18 protein-coding genes are annotated in these 21,030 nt (G+C 69.3%); 6 read left to right on the top strand and 12 right to left on the bottom strand.

The window, feature by feature from the left end:
- Positions 1-367: 367 nt before the first annotated feature.
- From CV1CTNOD_RS23205 to CV1CTNOD_RS23190, 4 genes are all read right to left on the bottom strand, one after another.
- A complete protein-coding gene (locus tag CV1CTNOD_RS23205) occupies positions 368-1,357 on the bottom strand; it encodes a type II secretion system F family protein (RefSeq protein WP_131788069.1) in 990 nt (329 codons plus the stop codon).
- The gene (locus tag CV1CTNOD_RS23200) at positions 1,351-2,652 is read right to left on the bottom strand and encodes a TadA family conjugal transfer-associated ATPase (RefSeq protein WP_431607175.1); all 1,302 of its coding nucleotides are present in this window, start codon (positions 2,650-2,652) and stop codon (positions 1,351-1,353) included. The genes CV1CTNOD_RS23205 and CV1CTNOD_RS23200 overlap by 7 nt, the downstream gene beginning before the upstream one ends.
- Positions 2,653-2,753: 101 nt before the next feature.
- On the bottom strand, positions 2,754-3,869 hold the full coding sequence (ssd, locus tag CV1CTNOD_RS23195; RefSeq protein ID WP_131788067.1) for a septum site-determining protein Ssd: 1,116 nt from the start codon (positions 3,867-3,869) through the stop codon (positions 2,754-2,756).
- A gap of 233 nt (positions 3,870-4,102) precedes the next feature.
- On the bottom strand, positions 4,103-5,236 hold the full coding sequence (locus CV1CTNOD_RS23190) for a hypothetical protein (protein ID WP_131788066.1): 1,134 nt from the start codon (positions 5,234-5,236) through the stop codon (positions 4,103-4,105).
- 560 nt (positions 5,237-5,796) lie between these two features.
- On the opposite strand from CV1CTNOD_RS23190, the gene CV1CTNOD_RS23185 reads away from it, so the two are divergent.
- Both CV1CTNOD_RS23185 and CV1CTNOD_RS23180 read left to right on the top strand, forming a co-directional pair.
- Positions 5,797-6,279 (top strand): phage holin family protein, encoded by a 483-nt coding sequence (locus CV1CTNOD_RS23185; RefSeq protein WP_131788065.1) that lies wholly within the window; start codon positions 5,797-5,799, stop codon positions 6,277-6,279.
- Between the two features lie 109 nt (positions 6,280-6,388).
- Positions 6,389-7,303 carry an alpha/beta fold hydrolase gene (locus tag CV1CTNOD_RS23180; RefSeq protein ID WP_131788064.1) on the top strand — a complete coding sequence of 305 codons (915 nt, stop codon included), beginning with the start codon at positions 6,389-6,391 and terminating at the stop codon, positions 7,301-7,303.
- Positions 7,304-7,436: 133 nt separating this feature from the next.
- Here the strand turns inward: CV1CTNOD_RS23180 and CV1CTNOD_RS23175 are convergent, their stop codons facing one another.
- From CV1CTNOD_RS23175 to nth, 4 genes are all read right to left on the bottom strand, one after another.
- On the bottom strand, positions 7,437-8,621 hold the full coding sequence (locus tag CV1CTNOD_RS23175) for a MarP family serine protease (protein ID WP_131788063.1): 1,185 nt from the start codon (positions 8,619-8,621) through the stop codon (positions 7,437-7,439).
- A 20-nt stretch (positions 8,622-8,641) separates the two neighbouring features.
- Positions 8,642-9,124, bottom strand: coding sequence for a cupredoxin domain-containing protein (locus tag CV1CTNOD_RS23170; protein ID WP_131788062.1), 483 nt, complete (start codon positions 9,122-9,124; stop codon positions 8,642-8,644).
- 245 nt (positions 9,125-9,369) lie between these two features.
- Positions 9,370-10,146 carry an NUDIX hydrolase gene (locus CV1CTNOD_RS23165; protein WP_431607174.1) on the bottom strand — a complete coding sequence of 259 codons (777 nt, stop codon included), beginning with the start codon at positions 10,144-10,146 and terminating at the stop codon, positions 9,370-9,372.
- Positions 10,143-10,868 carry an endonuclease III gene (nth, locus tag CV1CTNOD_RS23160; protein WP_131788121.1) on the bottom strand — a complete coding sequence of 242 codons (726 nt, stop codon included), beginning with the start codon at positions 10,866-10,868 and terminating at the stop codon, positions 10,143-10,145. Before nth ends, CV1CTNOD_RS23165 begins: the two co-directional genes overlap by 4 nt.
- A 130-nt stretch (positions 10,869-10,998) precedes the next feature.
- On the opposite strand from nth, the gene CV1CTNOD_RS23155 reads away from it, so the two are divergent.
- A complete protein-coding gene (locus CV1CTNOD_RS23155) occupies positions 10,999-11,235 on the top strand; it encodes a hypothetical protein (RefSeq protein ID WP_131788061.1) in 237 nt (78 codons plus the stop codon).
- 247 nt (positions 11,236-11,482) lie between these two features.
- Positions 11,483-12,172, top strand: a complete 690-nt coding sequence (locus CV1CTNOD_RS23150) for a Crp/Fnr family transcriptional regulator (protein WP_076842430.1) — start codon at positions 11,483-11,485, stop codon at positions 12,170-12,172.
- A gap of 245 nt (positions 12,173-12,417) precedes the next feature.
- Here the strand turns inward: CV1CTNOD_RS23150 and CV1CTNOD_RS23145 are convergent, their stop codons facing one another.
- From CV1CTNOD_RS23145 to CV1CTNOD_RS23130, 4 genes are all read right to left on the bottom strand, one after another.
- Complete coding sequence (locus CV1CTNOD_RS23145; protein WP_131788060.1) at positions 12,418-16,230, bottom strand: tetratricopeptide repeat protein; 3,813 nt, start codon at positions 16,228-16,230, stop codon at positions 12,418-12,420.
- Between the two features lie 371 nt (positions 16,231-16,601).
- Complete coding sequence (locus CV1CTNOD_RS23140; protein WP_131788059.1) at positions 16,602-17,495, bottom strand: MBL fold metallo-hydrolase; 894 nt, start codon at positions 17,493-17,495, stop codon at positions 16,602-16,604.
- Between the two features lie 283 nt (positions 17,496-17,778).
- The gene (locus CV1CTNOD_RS23135; protein WP_131788058.1) at positions 17,779-18,276 is read right to left on the bottom strand and encodes a RidA family protein; all 498 of its coding nucleotides are present in this window, start codon (positions 18,274-18,276) and stop codon (positions 17,779-17,781) included.
- On the bottom strand, positions 18,273-18,440 hold the full coding sequence (locus CV1CTNOD_RS23130) for a DUF4177 domain-containing protein (protein ID WP_131788057.1): 168 nt from the start codon (positions 18,438-18,440) through the stop codon (positions 18,273-18,275). The genes CV1CTNOD_RS23135 and CV1CTNOD_RS23130 overlap by 4 nt, the downstream gene beginning before the upstream one ends.
- A 36-nt stretch (positions 18,441-18,476) precedes the next feature.
- Between CV1CTNOD_RS23130 and CV1CTNOD_RS23125 the strand changes: the two genes are divergently transcribed.
- Positions 18,477-19,691: an ArsA-related P-loop ATPase gene (locus CV1CTNOD_RS23125; protein ID WP_131788056.1), complete on the top strand. Its 1,215-nt coding sequence runs from the start codon at positions 18,477-18,479 to the stop codon at positions 19,689-19,691.
- On the top strand, positions 19,688-20,887 hold the full coding sequence (locus tag CV1CTNOD_RS23120) for an ArsA family ATPase (RefSeq protein ID WP_242606957.1): 1,200 nt from the start codon (positions 19,688-19,690) through the stop codon (positions 20,885-20,887). The genes CV1CTNOD_RS23125 and CV1CTNOD_RS23120 overlap by 4 nt, the downstream gene beginning before the upstream one ends.
- Positions 20,888-21,030: the final 143 nt, after the last annotated feature.

Below are 21,030 nucleotides of genomic sequence, written 5' to 3'. Positions count from 1 at the left end.
TTCAGGCGCCGTCCACTGGCCATGCGTCCACTGGCCATGCGTCCACTTACCATCCGGCTCCCGGTACCGGGCATGTCAGCTGTCCCGGTGTCCGTTCCCCGCCGTTCAAGCGATCGCCGGCCCGAGGCGGTATCCGCGCCCGGTGGCGGGCGCAGCGCAGGGATTCGGCGCCGCGCATGGTCACGTAGCGTTGTCGTTCCGGTCAGCCAGGACGCTGATGCCATACACAATGTGGCAGCGGTGAGCAGCAGCTCCCGTTGGGAAAGGGCTAGCGTTTGGGAAAAGGCCAGCGTTCCGGCGGTGAACGCGAGCGACGGCGGCGACACCGGCTCATCGATGATCAATGGGTGCCACTGCGGTTGGATGGTCACCTGGGCAACCCGTCCGATGGCCAGGCGTGGGCGGCCCATTCATGGTCATGAATGCCTGTGTCGCGTTTACCGGCCACCTCGGTGAGCCGGTTGATCCATGCCAAGCCGGCGAGGTCGAGAGCCACACCCACGACCAGGCAGAGCGTTCCGGCCTGAGTATCCAGAAGAACCTTCAGCGGCGATGCACCGAGCAGTACACCAAGCACGATCCCAGCAACGGGCAGGGATGCGACCAGCTGCCCGGACGCCCGCGGCCCGGCGAGTGCCGCGGAAACCTCGCCGTCCTGTTCACGCTCGGCGCGCACAACGGCGGCGAGCCTGTTCGCCAGTGGGGCAAGCGGAATACCGGCGTTCTGGCTTACTCGCCATGCAGCCGCGAGCTGGCGCAACGTCGACGCCTCACAGGCCGCCAGCGCGACAGCCGGGTCCGTCCGGCGGGCAAGTGCCACGCGCAGGGCCAGGGGATCGTGCATACGCACGTCCCTGCCGGCTGCGGTCACATGACCATGTTGGCCCGGATGTTGGCCCGGCTCGCCGGCAACGTCGTCGACGGCTGACCGCAGGGCCTCAGCAGGCTCGCGGCCGGCCTCGAGCTCGGTGGCAAGTGCTGCGAGAACCTCCTCCGCGCTCGCACGCTGCATACCGCGCCACCGCCGGTCCGCGGCGCGCCGCAGGGCTCGCCGGGCTGTCACGGCGCCGACGACACCCGTGCCAGCTGCCACCGGCCCCAGGACCACGCCGATGACGACCGTCCCAGCCGCCGCGAACGCCACCGGTGTCCAGGAGCGGGCGGGCGGCAGCGTCAGCGTGTGACCCAGCGCCTTCAGCGTGCGGCCTGGAGTGTCACCGGTTTCGTGGCCTTGCCGGGTCTGCTTCGTGCGTGTCACGGCTGACGACCGGACCCGGGGTGGGCGCCGTCCGATTGGCCCGGTGGCCAGCGCCGCGGCAACGGCACAGCAGCCGGCGGCAAGTACCACGGTCAGCATCGCCGGCTGCCGGTGGCGGCACTGCGGAGCAGGTCGGGACGCGGTCCGCCGCGCTCGGCAAGCATCCTGTCGAGAATCTGCGCCCCGGCCCCGGCCCCGACTACCTGGGCTGTGTCCCCATAACTGTCCCCGTCGCCGTCCCTGTCGCGGTGGTCCTGCGATGGCGGGCGGTGGCGTAGGCGTAGGGCATCCAGTACGTGCACAAGCCCACCCTGATCACGAAAGAGTGCGCTGATTTCGCTGAGCCTGCGTCTTCCGTCACGATCTCGCCTGATGTGGACGACAGCCTGTACCGCCGAGGCAAGCTGGCTGTGCAGGGCCGCCCGATCAAGGCCCGCGAGCGCGGCGAGCGCTTCCATCCGCGCCGGGACGTCGGCCGCCGCATTTGCGTGCACGGTGCTGAACCCGCCCTCGTGACCGGTGTTGAGCGCAACCAGAAGATCCATGATCTCGGCCCCGCGGACCTCGCCCACGACAATCCGGTCAGGCCGCATCCGCAGTGCCTGGCGCACCAGATCCCGCAGGTCGATACCGCCCGCGCCCTCTATGTTCGGCGGGCGGGACTCCATGCGGACGACGTGTGCCAGGTCCACGACGAGTTCGGCGGTGTCCTCCACGATCACGACTCGATCGGCGGGGTCGACCCGCCCCAGCAGCGCGCCCAACATGGTTGTCTTGCCCGAACCGGTACCGCCGGTGACCAGGGTGGCCAGGCGGCCTCGTACAAGTGCGTCCAATACCTCGGCCATGGCGGAGGTGACCGTACCGGTCGATATGAGATCGTCCAGCGTGAACGGTCGTGGTCGGGGGACCCGTAGTGACAGACATGTGCCCATGACCGCGACGGGGGCGAGCACGGCGTGCAGCCGGGTGCCGTCGCCCAGCCGCGCATCGGTGAACGGGGTCGCGGCGTCCAGACGCCGCCCGGTTGCGGCGGCCAGCCGGACCGCGAGCCGGCGTACCGCGTCATCGTCGGGGAAGGTGATCCCGCAGCGTTGGAGACCGTTGCCGCGGTCCACCCAGACCTCCGCGGGTCCGTTGACCAGGATGTCGGTGACGAAAGGGTCGGCCAGCAGCGGTTCGAGCGGACCGGCACCGACAAGTTCGGACTCCAGTGACCGGTAGAGGGCCAGGGAGTCGCTGTCGGCGGGGCCGGTTTCGGCTCGAACGGCCGCCGCGATGCGTGAGGACGTCATCGCGCCATCGGTGTTGACCAGCCGCCGGCGGATTCCCGCCAGCAGATCCTCGTCGGGGTGTGCGGTGTTCGTGAGACCGGACGAGGCCGCGGTCGGCACCGCTTGTGGGTGCTCCGGTCCCGTCCGTTGGACCGTGACGTGATCGTGGGTGCGGTGCGGCGCGGGCCCGGACGCGGAGTGCTCAGCAGTGGGATACCCGTTCACGCCGCCACGTCCGAACGTGGCAGACCGAGGTCGTTGAGGATCTGGCCACTGACCCGGGCCAGCGAACTCCGGCGGCGGCTGCCCGGTGGTTCTCCTCGCTCCAACCCGGAGGCGAGACCTTGTTCGTGCCGCAGAATCCCCGCTACCGGCAGCGCGAGCGCGTCGGAGACGGTGTCGGCCTGGAGCCCGGCCGGGCCCGGCAGCCGTACGACCACACGAACGTCGGCACAGTACCGGTTGGCCGTGTCGCACACCCGACCGGCAGCGGCGATCGCGCGGACCTCGGCCGGCACGACCACAAGGATGATCTTTGCCAGCTGCATCGCGACGGCGGTGGTCTGGTCGGGAAAGCGCGGAAGGTCGACGACGAGAAGATCGTTTCCGCGTCGGGCACTGGTCAGTATCGAGGTCATGGCGGACGGTGCGATCACCGTAGGACTGATCCTGTCCCAGGAGAGCACGGGGAGCTCCCCAAGGGACGGCAACGCCTCGCTCAGCATCCGGCGTGGCAGTCGGCCGTGGGCGGATGCCAGGTCCGGCCATCGCATACCGGGCTGGTCCTCTATGCCGAGGGCGAGGTCGATACCACCGCCGAGCGGGTCGGCGTCCACCAGAACCGTGCTGAAGCCGCGGCGCAGGGACGCAAGGGTCAGTGCGATCGAGAGGCTGGTGGCCCCCGCGCCGCCTCGACCGCCCACCACGCCGACCACGGTGCCGCGTCGCTGGTCCGCCTCGGTGGCGTCGACGAGCACGTCGACCATCCATTCCTCCGCATCGGGCAGGAAAGCCACGTGTTCGGCGCCCAGTCGAACCGCCGCTTCCCACACGCCGCCGTCGTCGAGGTCGGAGCTGACCAGGACGACGCCTGGGCGTCGGGGGAGCCCGACGGCGACGCAGGACGGCACCCGATCGGCGCCGACGAGGACGAGCGGGGCGCTGTTCCAGTACCGGCGGGCGAGGTCGGCGTCGGCTACGGCGTCCACGGTGGCCCCGGCCGCCGCGGCAAGTCGTAGGAGATCGTCGAGCAGTAGTGGTTCGTCGGTGACGACCAGCGGCCGGATACCCGGCTCGGATTCGGAAGTAAGGGCGAGAACGGGCGGTGCAGGTGTCATGGCAGGGCCCTTCCGTCGTCGGATACGGGGACGGACATCCACCATGACGTACAGAGGGCCTGTGGAGGATTTCTCCTCCACAGGCCCTGAATATGTTCTAATAGAAAATTTTGTTCTGAATCAAGAACTATCGACCTGTGCTGACGATCCCTACGCTGACGATCCGCCGTCGAGCTATCAGCTGATCGGTCGTGCTGTCAGCTGGGTGGAGGGACGGCTCAGCGACCCAGGTCCTAGTTCGCCCGGGCGACGGCCTCGCAGATGGCCAGGGACTCACGGGCACCCAGTTCCAGCGCGCGGGCATAGTAGATGATCCATTGGCTGACGCCTTCGGCGCCCGCCGCGGCGTAGGCGCGGGCAGCGCCGGCGTAGACGCTGGTGGTCGTGTCACCGGTTGCCGTCTCACCGGTGGCGATCCGCCCGGATTCGATGTGCCCCACTTCCGTTGCGGTCACGGCTTTCGGATCGAGACCGCGGCTGATGAGTACCAGCCGTCCCGCCGCTCGGGCGATGATCCCGTCGAACGTGCCGAACGGGCGGATGGTCAGCAGCTCGCCCTCCACGATCGCGGCCACGACGATTGCTGGAGCGGAGGTTCGGGCCAACAGCAACTCGGTGAGCCCGCTTAGCCGCGCGGCGGTCTCGGTGGGCGAGGGCGCCGGGCCCAGACCGAGGGGATCTGTCGGATCCGCGCTTCCTGCCACGATCACTGGTGCGTGCGCGCCGCCGGAAGCTGTCTGACCAGCGGAGACGGAAGCCGGTTGACCAGCGGGGACGATGGCTGCGGACGGGGAGGCGAAGCGATCCGACATTCTCGGTCGGCCGAGATCGGTGTCGGCGACGAGGCCGTGGGCGGCAAGCACGTGCATCCGGGCGAGTGCCTGTCGTGGTGCCCGTTCCCAGGCGCCGCGGAGCGTCCCCAGCTCGGCGTAAAGCCGAACTGCGCCGAGCGTGACGCTGGTGTCAAGCGTGACGCTGGTGTACGCCGCGTTGCCGGCGGACTCTTCGCCCGTGGGCCCGCTCATCGCAGCGCCCCCGGTATCGGCGGGAGAACCAGCGTCAGCGGGGAAGTCGGTGTCGGTGGGGGAGCCGGTGCCAGTAGGGGAACCGGTGCTGAACGCCGCCATCGACAGATCACGACCCAGGTGTGCGCGCAGGGTCTCCAACCCGACGTCGTAACCTTCCAGAGCCGCTGATGCACGAGCGGCCCGCAGCGACACTTCAGCCGTTACCTTGGCGCTGCCGCGACGCATGACCCGGTGGCGCAGCAGGGCGTCGATGGACGATCGGGCCGCGGTGACCGCGTCCGGAACGCCTGGCAGGGCGGTGAGACGGGCAAGGGGATCCGACCCGGTAGCGGCGGTCATTGTCCGTACGCTACCGTCTTGCCTCCGCATGGACGGCTGGCCGGCCTCGGTACGGACCGGTGGTCGAAAAGTCCTGCTGGTTGTATCGGGGTGGGGCGCTGCGTGATCGGCGTTCGTGTTGGCGGCCGTGCCGGTTCCGGCAAGGGTGCGAACGGGACGTGATCACCATCCGTCTGTCACGTCGTGGGTATCCACAGGTCCGGTCGGGACGGCCCGAACCGGCCGGGTGTAGGCATCACAATGCGTCCGGGCCGCGCACCGGCGCCGGACACGGCAGACTGCGCAGAGAAAGCTCCGAAGGCGGTGCTGATCCCGGATTTCGCCGGGCCCGGGGAACCGCGGGACCGCGGGGAGGCCGACGGCCGTCTCGGATGTTCTCGGACGTTGTACAACCGCGCTTGACGACCATGGATGAGCGGTGGATGTGTTGGGCTGTTGCCATCGGGCACCATGTGGTGACCTGGACGCTGTCAGGCGGCCCGTGATGCCGTGCCCAGCGCCGAGCGGTAGCCGCGTCCGTGTCCGTGGAGGACAGCCCGTGCCCAGAAGGAGGATCAACGGTGTCGACCCCTACGCAGGACCGCTCAGCCGGTCGGGAGGCGACGCTCGGTGAGCTCGTCGCCGTCGCGACTCGGGACATGTCACTACTCGTCCGACAGGAGATCAACCTCGCGAAGGCGGAGCTGTCGCAGCAGGCCCTGTCCGCCGGGCTCGGTGCCGGGCTCCTCGTCGGCGCGGCCGGTCTCGGGGCCGGCGCGCTGATCGCGGTCACGATCGGGCTCGGTGAGCTGTTCACCTGGGCCGGGGTGGAGCGGTTCTGGTCGTACTTCCTGACGGCACTGCTCTATGTGGTCGTCGCCGCCCTGCTGGGCCTGCTCGCAGCCAGGCGCCTGAAGAAGCTTTCGCCACCGGAGCGTACGTTGCAGACGGTCAGGGACGATATCGCGTGGCTGAAGCATCCGACGGTGATCGGAGGTTCCGGCGCAAACCACTCCAACGGACGTTCGGCCAGCCGCCAGCAGGACACCGTGCCTGTCCGCTGAACCGATCCGCTGAACCGATCCAGCAGACACCGATCCGCCCGGACCGTCGGGTCCACCAGGCACACCGGGCCTGCTGTCTCGGATCGGCTGTCTGCCATGCTGGCCTGTGATGGAGGCTGCCGTTCCCGAGCCCAGCGTCGTTCTTGTGGATGGTCCGTGGCGTCACCGTGACGTGTCCGCGAACGGTACGCGACTGCACGTGGCCGAGCTCGGAGACGGCCCGCTGGTGTTGCTGTTGCACGGGTTCCCTCAGTTCTGGTGGGGTTGGCGTCATCAGCTCACGGGGATCTCCGCTGCCGGCTACCGGGTGGTGGCCGCCGACCTGCGCGGCTATGGGGCCAGCGACAAGCCCCCGCGGGGATATGACGCCTTCACCCTGTCCGACGACGTCGCCGGGCTGGTACGGGCGCTCGGTGAACGGGACGCTGTGATCGTCGGACACGACTGGGGTGGTCTGGCCGGATGGACGACCGCGGCGTTATGTCCCCGGCTCGTGCGCGGGCTCGTGGTGCTTTCCATGCCGCATCCGCTGCGGACCCGGCATGAGATGCTGGCGAACCTGCGCGGGCAGGGTGTCGCCGGCCGGCATCTGATCAGCTTCCAGCTGCCGTGGCGTCCGGAGCGGCTGCTGGTCGCCGACGACGCAGCCTATGTCGGTCGGGTGTTGCGGGCATGGGGCGGCCCGGGCTACCCCGACGCCGAGGCGGAGGGCCGTTATCGTGAGGCGATCCGGATTCCTGGGGTTGCGCACAGTTCGCTGGAGTACCACCGGTGGGTTTTCCGTTCGCTGTTCCGGCCGGACGGAGCCCGGTTCGCCGCTGCGCTGCGCCGGTCGGTGTCCGCACCCACCCTGCAGCTGCACGGCCGCCTTGACAGGTTCACGCTTCCATCCACCGCACAGGGCTCGGGACGTTACGTCAGCGGCCCCTACGAATGGAAGCTGCTGGACGGAGTCGGCCACTTCCTCCCGGAAGAGGCCCCGGACGTCGTCACCAACGAGATCGTTTCCTGGCTCGCGCAGTGACCGTTCTGGTCCTGGTCCTGTTCCTTTGAATCCCCTTGTCGATCGCCGATAGGTGATTGTCAAGCCAGAGGTAGGTGCCAGCCCAAGAGGCAGGGGTCCTCGAATCGTCGCAAAGCGACGATTCGGGGGAGGCTCAGTCGCAGCCCCGGGTGCTGACCGCGGTGGTCGTGACCCGACCGGCGTCCGCTGAATCGTCCACCTCGGCGCTGGTCAGTACGTATCCGGTGTCCGAGTCGTTGGTTGCAGCAGCAAACACAACGCCGTAGACGGTGCCTTGCTCGGACAGCAGTGGTCCGCCGGAGTTTCCCGGCAGTACCTGGCCTCGGACCGCGTATATCTCACGGAGCACCGTGCCCTGGGAGTAGATGTTCGGCGCTCTGGCGGTCTGGCGGTTGCGGATGCGTGCCGCCGCGATCGTGTACGGGCCGTCCTGGGGATATCCGGCGACGATCGCGTCGTCTCCCGCCCGACCGCGCGGGTCGTCCTGGAAGGACAGCGGCGTCCGGTGTAGGCCTGGCACGTAGAGGACGGCGATGTCGGTGTCGGGGTCGAACACCACTACCCTCGCCGGCAGGGTGGTGTTGCCGACCTCGACCTGGGGCCGGGTCACCCCGGCGACGACGTGGGCGTTCGTCATCACCCGTTCTGTCGCGTAGACGAAACCGGTGCCTTCGACCCGTTTGGAGCACGACGGCGCGACTCCGCGGATCTTCAGGATGCTGGCCGCCGCAGCCTGTACGGCCGGGGTGTTGTCGACCTGGGTGTCGGGCGGTTCGACCGGCACGATCTGTTCCCCGCCGAGGCTGGAGAAGACTTCGGGGAAGCCGTTCTGGTCGACGAGCTGACGTAGGTCGGCGAAGGCGCCGCGTACCGCGTCCGGCATGGCCGCGTCGACGGTCCTGAGGACTTCGGATCGGCGGACGTGCTCGGCGAGGGTGGTGAACGGGGAACGGTTCACCGCCGTTGCCAGCAGCCATGCCACGAGCAGCACCGAGAGACCGGAGAGGATCGCGCCGGCGACGGAGTCGACGGTCTGGCCCGGACGCCAGGTGAGCCGGTCGCGCAGGGTCGCACCGATCGCGGTGGCGGCGATCTGTCCGATCAGGGCAAGACCGAGGACGACGAGGATGCCGATGATGGCGCCCTGCGCCTCGGCGCCGATCATCCGTGCGAACGGCGCCGCGATGTTCGCGCCGAGGACACCGCCGCCGAGGAAACCGATGAAGGACAGTGCGCCGACCACGAAGCCCTGCCGGTAGCCGGACACGGCAAAAATGATCACAGAGAGGATCAGGATGGCATCGAGAATGTCGAACATCTTCGGCTGCTCGGTATCCGCTAGCCGACCGTCAGCGTGCCGTGCATGTTCGGATGGATCGTGCAGAGGAACGAATAGCTGCCGGGTTTGTCGACGGTGAAGGTGACTGACTGTGATGTGCCCGCCGAAGCGACGCTGGTTCGGGCCTCAGGGATCTCCGGGATCACGAAGTTGTGTGGAGCGGAGCCCGCTGGAACCGTCAGGTTCACCGTGATCTTTCCTGGTCGGGCCGTCAGGGTTGAGGGCGAGAACTCCAGTGAGGCGGCGCCGACCACGTCGAAGATCTGGACACCATTTTCGATCTTCGGCGTGGCACTGGTGACGGTCGGGGGCGAACTGGTTGGCGCATCGCTTCCGCAACCGCTGAGTCCGAGTCCGAATCCGAGGACGAGCAGGGTGAAGGCGGCGGTCAGCGTGGCGGGGCGAGCCGTTCGACGGTGGCGCGACCGTCCGGCCCCGGGCGTCGGACACCGGGAAGTACCCGGGCCGGTCATTACGCTCATTGATGCCTCCGGTCCTTGTCGCCCTTTGCTGACGAGTGTCCGCCGAAGACGCTGCCGTCCTCGTACCCGGGCCGTGCGTGGCCCTGTCTGTGGCTCTGTGCGTGGCTCTGTGCGTCGAGCTGTCCGTGGATCCATGTGCGGATCGTGGAAAACACTTGAGGAGGCCGGAACCCGCGAAGCTCGTCGAGCGGCTTGAGGTCCTGACCAGTTACCGGCCGGGCTGACCGTATCGCCCGCGTGCGGGCTCATCCAGAGCCACCCGTCGGTTCCGACGCCCGGCCGGACTCGGCGGGTGCTGGCCGGGTACCTGTCACGGGTAGCGGCCGGGCGTTCGTCACCGGTGACTCGACCTGTTCGGCGGGCAGCCAGGGACGCTCCCAGCCTCCCATCCGCAGCAGCGCGTCGATCAGGCCACCGGTGAAGCCCCAGATGAACATCTCCTGGATGCGGAAGGCCGGCCCTACCAGGCCCGACGCCCGATGGCGGACCCGTACCCGGTTCGCCGGGTCGGCCAGTTGGGCGACCGGTACCCGCACGACCGCGGACGTCTCGCTCGGGTCCACCGGCCCGACCGGACACGGCGTGTGCCACCATCCCAGCACCGGCGTCACCAGGAAGTGGCTCGGCGGCAGGTAGAGGGCGGGGCCGGTGGCCAGGATCCGCACACAGGCCGGATCGAGCCCGACCTCCTCCCTGGCCTCCCGGATCGCGGTCGCGGCCGGGGAGGTGTCGGTGGAGTCGGTCGCCCCGCCGGGAAAGGCCGGTTGGCCGGCATGGCTGCGCAGGTCCGCCGCGCGTTCGATGAGCAGGACGTCGGGCCCGTCTGGGCCGTCACCGATCAGCATGAGGACGGCCGCGGGACGTCCGTCGGCCGCGTGTAGCCGAGTCCAGGAAAGCTGGTCGGGACGGGCTGTGCGCAGGGCTTGCGCCAGGTCCGTGAGCCAGGTGGGCGCGTCGACCTCGTCAGGGCCGGCGGTTCCGTCCAGCCCGTCCGGACCGTCGGGATATGCGGCCGTGCTCACCTGGCCGCTTCGACGTCGGCGCGGACCAGTCGCGCAGCTTGTTCCGACGCGATCGATCCGAGGCCGAACGACGGGCATAGGCGGGCGATGCCGCACACGCCGCACGCTGGCCGGCGCGCATGGCAGACCCGCCGGCCATGGAAGATGATCCGGTCGGAGGCGATCGTGTAGTCACGCTGTTCGAGCAGTCCGGCGAGATCGCTTTCGACCCTGACCGGGTCGGTGTTGGTGGTGAGCCCGAGCCTGCGCGACAACCGCCCGACGTGCGTGTCGACCGTGATGCCGGGCTGGTCGAAGGCATGCCCGAGCACGACGTTGGCGGTCTTGCGGCCGACACCGGGCAGGGTGACCAGGTCGCCGAGGCGTGGGGGCACGATCCCGTCGAAGCGGTCGACCAGGACGGCGCCGATCCCGATGAGCGAGTTCGCCTTGGCGCGGAAGAAGCCGGTCGGCCGCAGGATGGCTTCGAGCTCCGCACGGTCGGCGGCAGCGTAGTCGTCGGCGGTGCGGTACTTCGCGAACAGCGTCGGGGTTACCTCGTTGACTTTCTTGTCGGTGCACTGTGCGGACAGGACGGTGGCAACGAGGAGCTCAAGGGGGTTGTCGAAGTTGAGTGCGATCCGCGCGTCCGGGTGGAGCTCGCCGAGCATGCGGACGATCTTTCGGGCTCGCCGTGTCCGCGCCAGCGGGCTTTCGGTGGCGGCGTCGACGAGGGTGGTCACGTCCACAGCCTATCCGGCGATAGGATCATCGCGCTGCCCGGCCGGGACACCGGATGTGTCCGAAGTCGCACCGCGTATCCTGACCCCACGTGATGGTTACGTAGAGTCGTCCCTCACCATGGGGCCCGCCATGTTTCTGATTGCCGCGATCTCGTTCCCGCTCGTCCTGCTTGGCCTGCTGCTTGCCATGGAGCGAGTGGAACGCCCCCTGCGCACCGCCGACTCGGGCCAGGGTCTGGAGGGCTTCTTCGACAACGCCCGACCTGACGAGGTGAACACGTTCGTCTCCCAGGGCTTTCCAGCCGCGCTGGAGCGCTACCGCCGCCGTTTGCGACGGTCGACTCCGGGCAAGCACCGGGCGACGTGACGGCTGGGCTCAGGCGTGGGCGCACGGAGTATTTCTCGCACCTGTGGCTACGCAGGGTTATTAACGGCCTCGGTGTGTATGTGTCGTCCCGTCCACAGGCCTGGGCCCCGCTGGTTGCTGTGTGCTGTCCTGTGCCGACCGTTCGGGTCGGAAATACCCGGATTCGACCGACCTGTTCAAGACCCGACAGCCTGTTCCGGCTTCCAGGTCGTGCCCTTTGGCTCTACTCCTGGCATGCTCGGACGCCGTGGACGATCTGCTTGCCCGTGTTCCCATGTTTGCCGGCCTGTCCGAACAGGATCGACAGGCCCTTAATGATCATCTAGAGCGCCAGAATGTTACTCGAGGCGACGTTTTGTTTCGGGAGGGTGAAACCGGAGACCGTGTCTTCGTGATTCTTGCTGGAAAGGTCAAGATTGGACGTGCCGCGTCGGACGGACGCGAGAACCTTCTCATGGTGATGGGCCCCGGAGACCTCTTCGGGGAACTCTCGCTGTTCGACCCGGGGCCCCGCACGGCCAGCGCAACCGCGGTGACCGACGCTTCGTTGGTATCCCTGGAGCACACCGCGTTGCGGCCGTGGCTGGCAACCCGGCCTGAAGCGGCGTCACTGCTGCTGCGGGTGCTGGCACAACGCCTGCGCCGGACCAACGACTCCATGGCCGACATGGTCTTCACCGACGTGCCCGGACGAGTGGCCAAAGCCCTTCTCGACCTTGCCGAACGGTTCGGTGAGCCGGCCCAGCCCGGTAACGACGCGGCAGGGGTTCGAGTCGAGCACGGTCTCACCCAGGAGGAACTCGCCCAGTTGGTCGGGGCCTCCCGGGAGACGGTCAACAAGGCGCTGGCGGACTTCGCCACCCGCGGCTGGCTGCGGTTGGACTCCCGCGCGGTGGTGCTGCTCGACCGGGAACGGCTCGCCCGCCGCGCCCGGTAGGCCGTCTCCGGCGGACATCGGTCGACGCGGGCGACGACCCGCGGGACTGAAGATCCGCCGCAGACGGCTCCGGTTCCGGCCTGAGGGGGCACAGGCTGGCTGATCCCCGTCCCGGCAGGTCCTGACCAGCGCGCCCGGCGCGCTGGTCAGGACCTGCCTTTAGATCGTCAGGATAGATCGTCGGATCGCCTGCAAACCGTTGGATCCAGGTTGTTGGATCGAGGTCGTCGGATCCTTGGTCGCTGTTATGCCTGCGCGCTCGGCTCCGCCAGGGACGGCGTCGTTGCCGGCACCGTCGAGGGAGTGGTTGCCGGCGCAGTCGAGGACGTGGCTGTCGGCGTTGACAGGGTCGTCGCCGCACGGGTCACCCTGACGTCCGCTACGCCCGGCAGGTTCGCCGGCTTCGAGCCGTTGGGAATCGCGGAGAGCAGCCGGCGGGTCTGCGCGGCCTCGCTCACCGCCTCCGTCGCGGTTGCGGCGGCCAGAGCCTTCTCGTATGCGGCCCGGCCTTCGGCCGGTTTGCCGCTTGCGACCAGCGCGGTGCCCAGCGCCCGCCATGCCAGTACCTGGGCGCGGATGTCCTCGGCGCCTACCTCGACCGCACGCCGGGCCACTGCCAGCGCCTCGGCGGGCCGGCCCGCGTCGAGGAGAGTGCCGGCCAGATGCGCGTATGCTTGGCGGCGCGGGAACAGCAGTGTTGCCGGTTCTCCGGCGGCCAGAGCCGTTTCCAGTAGGCCGATCGATTCCTGCAGGCGGCCTCGGGTCCGCGCGACCTGAGCGGCCAGCACCTTGGCCCCGAGCTGGGCGTGGGGTTGAAGCTCGAGGCTGTCGAGGGTCTGCATAGCCACGTCCGCGGCCTGCTCGGCCTCGTCGAGGAGCCCGGCGTCGAGCCGGGTGAGCCCCAGCAGCACCAGGGCGAGCGCGCCGACGACGGCGTGACCGCCCTGGTTGGCGGCGGCCTGGGCGTTTTCCAGGTGAGCCGCCCCCCGCTCGGGATCACCGGCGCCGCGGGCGGCAAGGCCCCTGGCCACGAGAGTGAGCGCGACACCCCAGGTGTCGCCGGTCACCTCGAACAGCTCCGCCGCCTGCTCGGCTTCGGCTTCGGCTTCGGCGATGTCCCCGAGTTCGGCGGCGGCGACCGCGTCGATCGTCAGGCACACGGCCAGACCCCATACCTCACCCAGCGACTCGGCCATCTCGATCAGGTCGCGCGCGAGCCGGCGAGCCCGGCTGAGCTGGCCGGACAGTAGCCAGACCAGTGCCTCGGTGCCCGCGCACCAGCCCAGACCACCGGTGTCGTCCAATCGCCTGAAGACCTCTGAGGCGTCCCGGAGGTATTCCTCGGCACTTGGGTAGTCCCCCCGGGTGGTCGCGCTCCAGGCAAGGTGCTGGAGGGCCCAGCCGACTCCTCTGGGATCGCCGACCCGCCGGGCCAGGGTCAGCGCGTCGGTGAACCGCTTCTCGGCGTGGCGTACCCGACCGGCGGCGTATTCCAGCAGGCCCAGCTGGCGCAGGGTCGCGGCGACCAGCCGGTCACTGCCGGCGCGCTGAGCCTCCTCCAGGGCGGTGACGAGCGCGGTTGCGGCTTCGTCGTCCCTGCCCTGTTTGTGCCGAAGATCGCCGAGGATGCGGTACGCGGCTGCCCGCAGCTCGGGCGTGGTGACCCGCAGAGCGGGCCGTAGGACGCGCTCGGCCTCCTCCAGCCGGCGCAGTGACGCCAGGGCCTCGGCGTGCAGCACGACCGCGCCCAGATCGTCGATTTCGCTCACGACTCCCCGGCCGAGCCGGCGCGCACTGGTGATCAGCTCGCTGGCGCTGCGATGGTCGTCGCGGGCGAGGGCCGATCGAGCGACCCGGACCAGGGCGTGGAACCCGGGTTCCCGCGCCGACCAGGCGGGATCGGTGGGCGCAAGCGCCATCGACGCCGCGAGGTCGTGGGCCCGTTCGGCATGGTGACTGACAAAGGCCGCGATCTCCGCCTCGGAACCACCCAGGAACTCCACCCCCCACTGGGCTGCCGCGGCATGCCTGCGCGCACGCTCCACCTTGGGCAGCCCGGCGTAGGCCACGTCCCGGGCCATCGGGTGCACGAACGTCCACATGGGTTCCCCGGGATGCGGGGCCCGCAGGAGCTGGCGTTCGGTGAGGGTTGCCAGCGCCCGGCGCACCTGGTCCCCCCGACGGTCCTCGAGGGCGGGTAGCGCGTCCGCGGGAAACCGGCTGCCGAGCACCGACGCCGAACGCAGGACGGCCTTCGCGATCGGATCGAGATCGTCGATGCGGGCGGCCAGCACCGACTGCACACCGGCCGGCAGCGTGGTCTCGGGCAGAGACCCTTCGAGCACCCAGGCGCACTGCTGTGCGCCGGCCGGGTGACGCCGTATGCCCGCCGCCGTGTCCGCGCCGGGCGGGGTGCTCTGCCCCGTCCCCGTCGCGCTGGTATCGGTATCGGTGGCGGCGGCTGCGCCGGCTTTGGCGCCTCGGTGCAGTACACCCCGGTCCACCAGCAGGTTCAGCAGTTCGGTGAGGAAGAACGGGTTGCCGTGGACCCGCGCGAGCAGGGCGCCCCGGGCGGCCTCGTCCAGTTCGGCGCCGCCCAGATAGTCGCGCAGCAGACTGGCCGAGGCGGCTTCCGCCAGCGGGACGAGCGCGAGCGATTCCGCGTTGGGCAGTCCGGCCATCGACGGGACCTCGCGGTCGAGCAGGATGAACAGCACCGGCCCGCGCAGTCTGCTGGCGAAACGCCGCAGGCCATGCCACAGGGCGGTCGTCGCCCATTCCAGGTCGTCCAGGATGATGACCAGCGGCCCGTCGTTGGACAGACCGCCCAGCAGCACGGCGACGTCGTCGACGATCGCGTCGACGGCCCGGACACCGGGACCGTCGACCGGGCTGTCCCGACCTGCCGGATCACCTGGCGGGATGTCCGGAGTCACTGTTGAGCGGCCCTCCGGCGGGACGCCCAGCAGGGCGAGCAGTTTGTCCGCCACACCGCCCGGGATGCGGGTGCGCGCCGCGGGGTGCTCCAGACGGCTGACGGTGCGCCGCACCCGTTCGGCGACCCGGTCCGGGCTGTCGCCCTCCCCAACCCCGCACGCCGTCCGCACGATGTCCATGAGCGGGGCGAGGTCCCGGCCGTCACCGTGGCGGACCGTGCGGCCCCACAGCACCCTCGCGTCCGGCTCCGCTCCCGCCCGGCGGGCCAGTTCCACCGCTATGCGGGTCTTGCCGATGCCGGCCTCACCCGTGATGACAACGGTTCGCGGCTGACCGTGCGCGACGACGTCCCGGAAGGCTGACACCAGCACCGTGAGATCTTGATCGCGTCCGGTGAACGGCGCGTCGTCGCCGTGGCCGGGCCGGGCGACGTTGGAAGGCCGCAGACTGACCAGTTCGTAGGCGGGAACCGGTTCGCGCTTGCCTTTGAGTTTCAGCGCGGGCAGCGGACGCCAGGTCGCGACCGAGGTCGTGGCGATCACGGTGTCGTGGCCCGCGTACACGGCACCCACCGCGGCGGCGTCCGACAGCCGCGCCGCAGTGTTCACCGTGTCACCGATCACCGTGTAGGTCAGCGAGGCCTGGACGCCGGCGAGCACCTCCCCGGTGTTGATCCCGACCCGTAGGCCGAGGTGGCGTCCACCGCCGGCTTCGTCGGTGACGAGCCGGCGGACGGTCTCCTGCATGGCGGCGGCCGCGCGTACGGCCCGCTCCGGGTCGTCCTCGTGCGCGGTCGGCGCGCCGAACACGGCCATGATGCCGTCGCCGGTGAGGTTGTCGACCCGTCCGCCGACCTCGGCGACGTCACGGGCAAGGGCTGCGAGTACCCGGTCGGTCACCTCACCGACACGTTCGGGATCCAGATCCTCGGCCCATGCGGTGAAATCCGAGAGGTCGCCGAACAGGACGGTGACGACCCGGCGTTCGGCGCCCTCGTCGGCACCCATGCCGTTTTCGGTCTGCAACGGCAGCCCGCAGTGGAAACAGAACCGTCCGCCGGGAACGGCGGGAGTGCCGCACCGCGGGCAACGCAGCGTTCCACCGAGGGGTGATGTGATCATTGGGGCGCCCTGAAGCCGGGGTCGGGCCATGGCGTCTGGCCGGCTTGCCCGGTGTATCGGGGTTGCCGGTACGGCATCCAGGGCCGAAACCTTTTGACGTAGTCGGACATATGCGGTGCGTTACGCACGGGTGGTCGCCTCCCGGCCGCGAGCATAAGCCAACCGTACGAGATCTTCTGTTCGTGCTGATCTTAACGGTTTCCAGGAAGGAAGAGGGCTGCGTGGGATGTCCGGAAGAAGTCCGGAATCCGGCCGCCGGCCAAAGGCAGCGCGATCATGTTTTCGCGCTGCCGGAGGCCCAGGTCCTCGGGGTTGGAGGCCAAAGACAGCGCGATCATGTTTTCGCGCTGCCGGAGGCGGCTGGAAGGCGGCTAAGTGAGCAGGAGTTCGATCGGGGTGGTCCTCAGTTCCCGCTGCTCGTGGAGGTGCTCGACCTGGGCGCGGACGGACAGTTCCGCGGCCGGCCACAATGCGCGATCGACATCGGCGTAGACTCTGCGGACGATCTCTGCGATCGTGCTGTCGCCCGCGGCGAGGGCCGCTCGTATCTGGTCGAGTCGGGCCTCTCGGTGGGCGAGGTACGCCTCCGCGGCGTGGCCCGCGGCCGGCAGATGCGGTCCATGACCGGGAAGGACCGTGGCGTCACCCAGGTCGCGCAGGCGCCGCAGGCTTGCCAGATAGTCGCCGAGCCGTCCGTCGGGATGCGCCACCACGGTCGTGCCCCTGCCGAGGATCGTGTCGCCGGTGAGAACCGAGGCTTCGTCGCCGGTGAGAGCCGGGGCGTCGTGACGGTCGGTGCCGCTGATGTCGGTCCGACGGTCGCCGGTGAGGATGAACGACAGCGAGTCACTGGTGTGGCCGGGTGTGGCCAGCACGCGGATCTCCACTCCGGCGGCCACGATCATGTCACCTTCGGCCAGCCCTTCATCGCCGAGCCGGTGGGCGACGTCAAGAGCGCGGACCGGAGCGGAGGTCAGGTCGTGCAGTGGGGCGGCGCCCTCACTGTGATCAATGTGGCCGTGGGTGAGCAGGATGACGTCAACCGGTCCTGCCGCGACGATCGCTTCGAGATGGCCGGGGTCGGGCGGGCCGGGGTCGACAACGACGCAGCCGGTGGCACCCGGGGCACGAAGGATCCAGGTGTTCGTGCCGTCCAGGGTCATCGGGCTGGGGTTGGGCGCGAGGAGCAGCGAGGCCAGGAGGGTCACCTGCCGTGGCACGAGCGTGCCGCCCCGTACGGAGGGTTCCTCACGCGGATCGGGCATGCCACCCGCAACGTTCGTATGCCCCACGGGTCACTCACCAGATTCTGAGGTGGACAGTGCTCTGCGGCATGGGCGAGCCGGTGGATCGCTTACCGGCCCGGCCGTCAGGTCAGCTACTGTCATGACAGTAGGCTGCTCGTCCCTGCTTGCGCACCATGTCAGCAACTGGGGTCGGTTGTGAGCCGCATCTCATCCGAGCACTCATACTCGATCGCTCACCGGATACGTCCGTGCTCACGCGGCGATCGGGAGATCATTATTTTTCACTGTTCTCATGTGATTTCTAGCTGATAGTGACGACCAGTTCCACCTCGACCGGGGCGTTCAGCGGTAGGACACTCACACCGACCGCGGACCTGGCATGCCGCCCGGCATCACCGAATACCGCCACGAACAGATCACTCGCGCCGTTGATCACGGCTGGCTGGCCGGTGAACGCGGGCACGCTCGCGACGAACCCGACAACCTTGACGACGCCGGTGAGGGCGTCCAGGCCGCCGGCCACCGCGGCCGCGGCCGCCAGTGCGTTCAGGGCGCAGATCCGGGCCAGGTCGGTGGCGCGCTCCGCAGGCACCGAACCGCCGTCGGCAACCGCGCCGACCGGACCGGTTTCGGCAAGGACGCCGTCCACCAGCGGGAGCTGTCCGGCCGTCCACACCAGCTCGCCGTGCCGGCGGGCGGGGACGTACGCACCCGCCGGCGGCGGGACGGCGGGAAGCGTCAGGCCGAGTGCGGCCAGGCGTTGCGACGGGGTCGCCGCATCGGTCGTCACGACGGTCACGTCGCCGATTCGCCCTTGGGGCGCTTGAAGTAGGCGACCAGACTCTCCGGGTTGGGTCCCGGGACGATCTGGACGAGCTCCCAGCCATCCGCACCCCAGTTGTCGAGGATCTGCTTGGTCGCGTGGATCAGCACCGGCGCTGTCGCGTACTCCCAGGTCTTCATGACTTGTGACCATAGTGCTTCGAGGCCGCAGGGCACATGACGGCGCCCGCCGCGCTCCCTGCGGCCCGAGCCGAGAAGGCCGGGAACGCTGGAAACGCTGGGAGGGCACAGGGTGCCCATGACACCGGCTACCTGCCAGGACCGAGCCCGGGACGCATCGGCGGACACTACGCCCGACGCCTGTTCATCGACCGGAAAGGGCGGGGCCAGCCGGGTACGGTCGTTGATGTGACGCCGCAGGAGACTCCACCGCAGGACGCTCCGGACGGGCCGTGGCAGTGCCGCCTACACGTGGTGACTGGCAAGGGCGGCACCGGCAAGACGACCGCCGCGGGCGCACTCGCGGTGGCGCTGGCCACCGGTGGCAAGCGCGTTCTTCTCACCGAGGTCGAGGGGCGCCAGCAGATCGCCCAGCTTTTCGACACCCCGCCGCTGCCCTACGCCGAGCGTAAGGTGGCAAGCGCTCCCGGTGGCGGGGAGGTCTTCGCGCTCGCCATCGACGCAGAGGAAGCGCTGCTGGAATACCTGGAGATGTTCTACAATCTCCGCCGTGCGGGCAGGGCGCTTGGCAAGATCGGCGCTATTGACTTCGCCACCACGATCGCACCCGGCGTCCGCGACGTCCTGCTCACCGGCAAGGTGAAGGAAGCGGTGAATCGCCCCGACGCGACCCGTCCCGGGGGTAGGGCCTATGACGCGGTGGTTCTTGACGCGCCACCGACCGGCCGGATCGCCCGGTTCCTCAACGTGACCGCCGAGGTCGCCGGACTGGCCAAGATGGGTCCGATCCGTGCCCAGGCCGACAGCGTGATGGCGGTGATGCGGTCCGGTCAGACCGCCGTACATCTTGTCACGCTCCTAGAGGAAATGCCGGTCCAGGAGACCGTGGACGGTGTTGCCGATCTGCGTGCCGCCGGCCTGCAGGTCGGCGGTGTGATCGTGAACATGATCCGGACGCCATTGCTCGCCGACGGGGACCTCGAACGGGCTGGCGCGGGCCGGCTGGACGTCGAGGAACTGGCCGCGGGCGTGAAGGTGGCCGGCATCGCCCCCAGAACCGCGTTGATCGACGCTCTGGTGGCGGAAGCGGCCCAGCATGCGCGTCGAGTGGCCCTGGAGACGACCGAACGCGGTGAGGTCGAGGCGCTGGGACGTCCCGTGTACGAGCTGCCCCTGGTCGCCGACGGTGTGGACGTCGGCGTGGTCTACCGGTTTGCGGAGCTGTTGCGGACACAACGGATGGTCGGATGAGCGACGGTTGGATGAGCAAGGCCGAAGCCGCGGCATCAGGAGTGCCCGCGGTGCCGGTGCTGGACGTCGACGCCATGCTCGACAGCGAGAAGATCATCGTGTGCTGTGGGTCGGGCGGTGTCGGGAAGACCACGATCGCTGCCGCGCTCGCATTGCGGGCGGCGGAACGGGGACGCCGGGCGGTCGTCCTCACGATCGACCCGGCACGCCGGCTGGCGCAGTCCATGGGCCTGAGCGAGCTGGACAACAACCCGCGGGAGGTCGTCGGGGTGGATTGTTCCGCCGGTGGCCGGCTCGACGCGATGATGCTCGACATGAAGCGGACGTTCGACGAGATCGTCCTTGCGCACACGACCCCGGACCGCGCCCGGCAGTTACTCGACAATCCGTTCTACCAGTCGTTGTCGTCGTCCTTCGCCGGTACCCAGGAATACATGGCGATGGAGAAGCTCGGCCAGCTGGACGCGACGGGGAACTGGGATCTCATCGTCGTCGACACCCCGCCGACCCGGTCGGCCCTGGACTTCCTGGACGCGCCCAGCCGGCTGGGCGCCTTTCTCGACGGTCGGCTGCTGCGGTTGCTGCTCGCCCCGGCAAAGGCCGGCGGGAAGATGTACCTGAAGGTCGTCGGCGTCGGGCTGGGCATGTTCGGTAAGGTCCTGACCAAGCTCGTCGGTGCGCAGTTGCTCACCGACGTCAGCCAGTTCGTGGCGGCACTGGAAACAATGTTCGGGGGTTTTCGGCAGCGGGCCGACCAGACATACGGATTGTTGGGCGCGCCCGGCACGTCCTTTGTCGTGGTGGCGGCGCCGGAGGCTGCCGCGCTGCGGGAGGCGTCGTATTTCGTGGATCGTCTCGACGCGGACGGAATGCCGCTGGCGGGCCTGGTCGTCAACCGGGTCCACCCGGTGAGCTCCGCCGCCCGCGGGCTGACCGTGGAACGCAGCCTGGCGGCGGCCGAAACGCTGGGCGAGCATGCCGAGCATCCGCTGGCAGCGGCAGTGCTGCGGATTCATGCGGAAAGGGTGCGGCTGTCCGCCCGGGAGAACCGGTTGCGGGAGCGCTTCACCAGTGCTCATCCCGACACATCCCTGGTCGAGGTCGACGCGCTGGCCGGAGATGTCCACGACCTTGACGGGCTCCGTACCGTCGGTGCCGCGCTCGCCTGCGACGAACTCCTCGACCGCGCAGGCTAGCCGCACGCTCTTTGGCCGGATGGCCGCCTGGGCCTCCGGGTGCGCGAAAAGCCATGGTCACGCGCCCTTTGGCCGGGCTACCGGCTGTTCGGGCCGCCGGGCGCGCGAAAGAACTATGGTCGCGCGCCCTTTGGCCGGAGCAG

The sequence above is a fragment of the Protofrankia symbiont of Coriaria ruscifolia genome (genome assembly GCF_900634745.1).
Classification (GTDB): domain Bacteria; phylum Actinomycetota; class Actinomycetes; order Frankiales; family Frankiaceae; genus Protofrankia; species Protofrankia californiensis.
The sequence above is the reverse complement of the archived record's forward strand: the minus strand, read 5'-3'. Positions and strand labels throughout refer to the sequence as shown.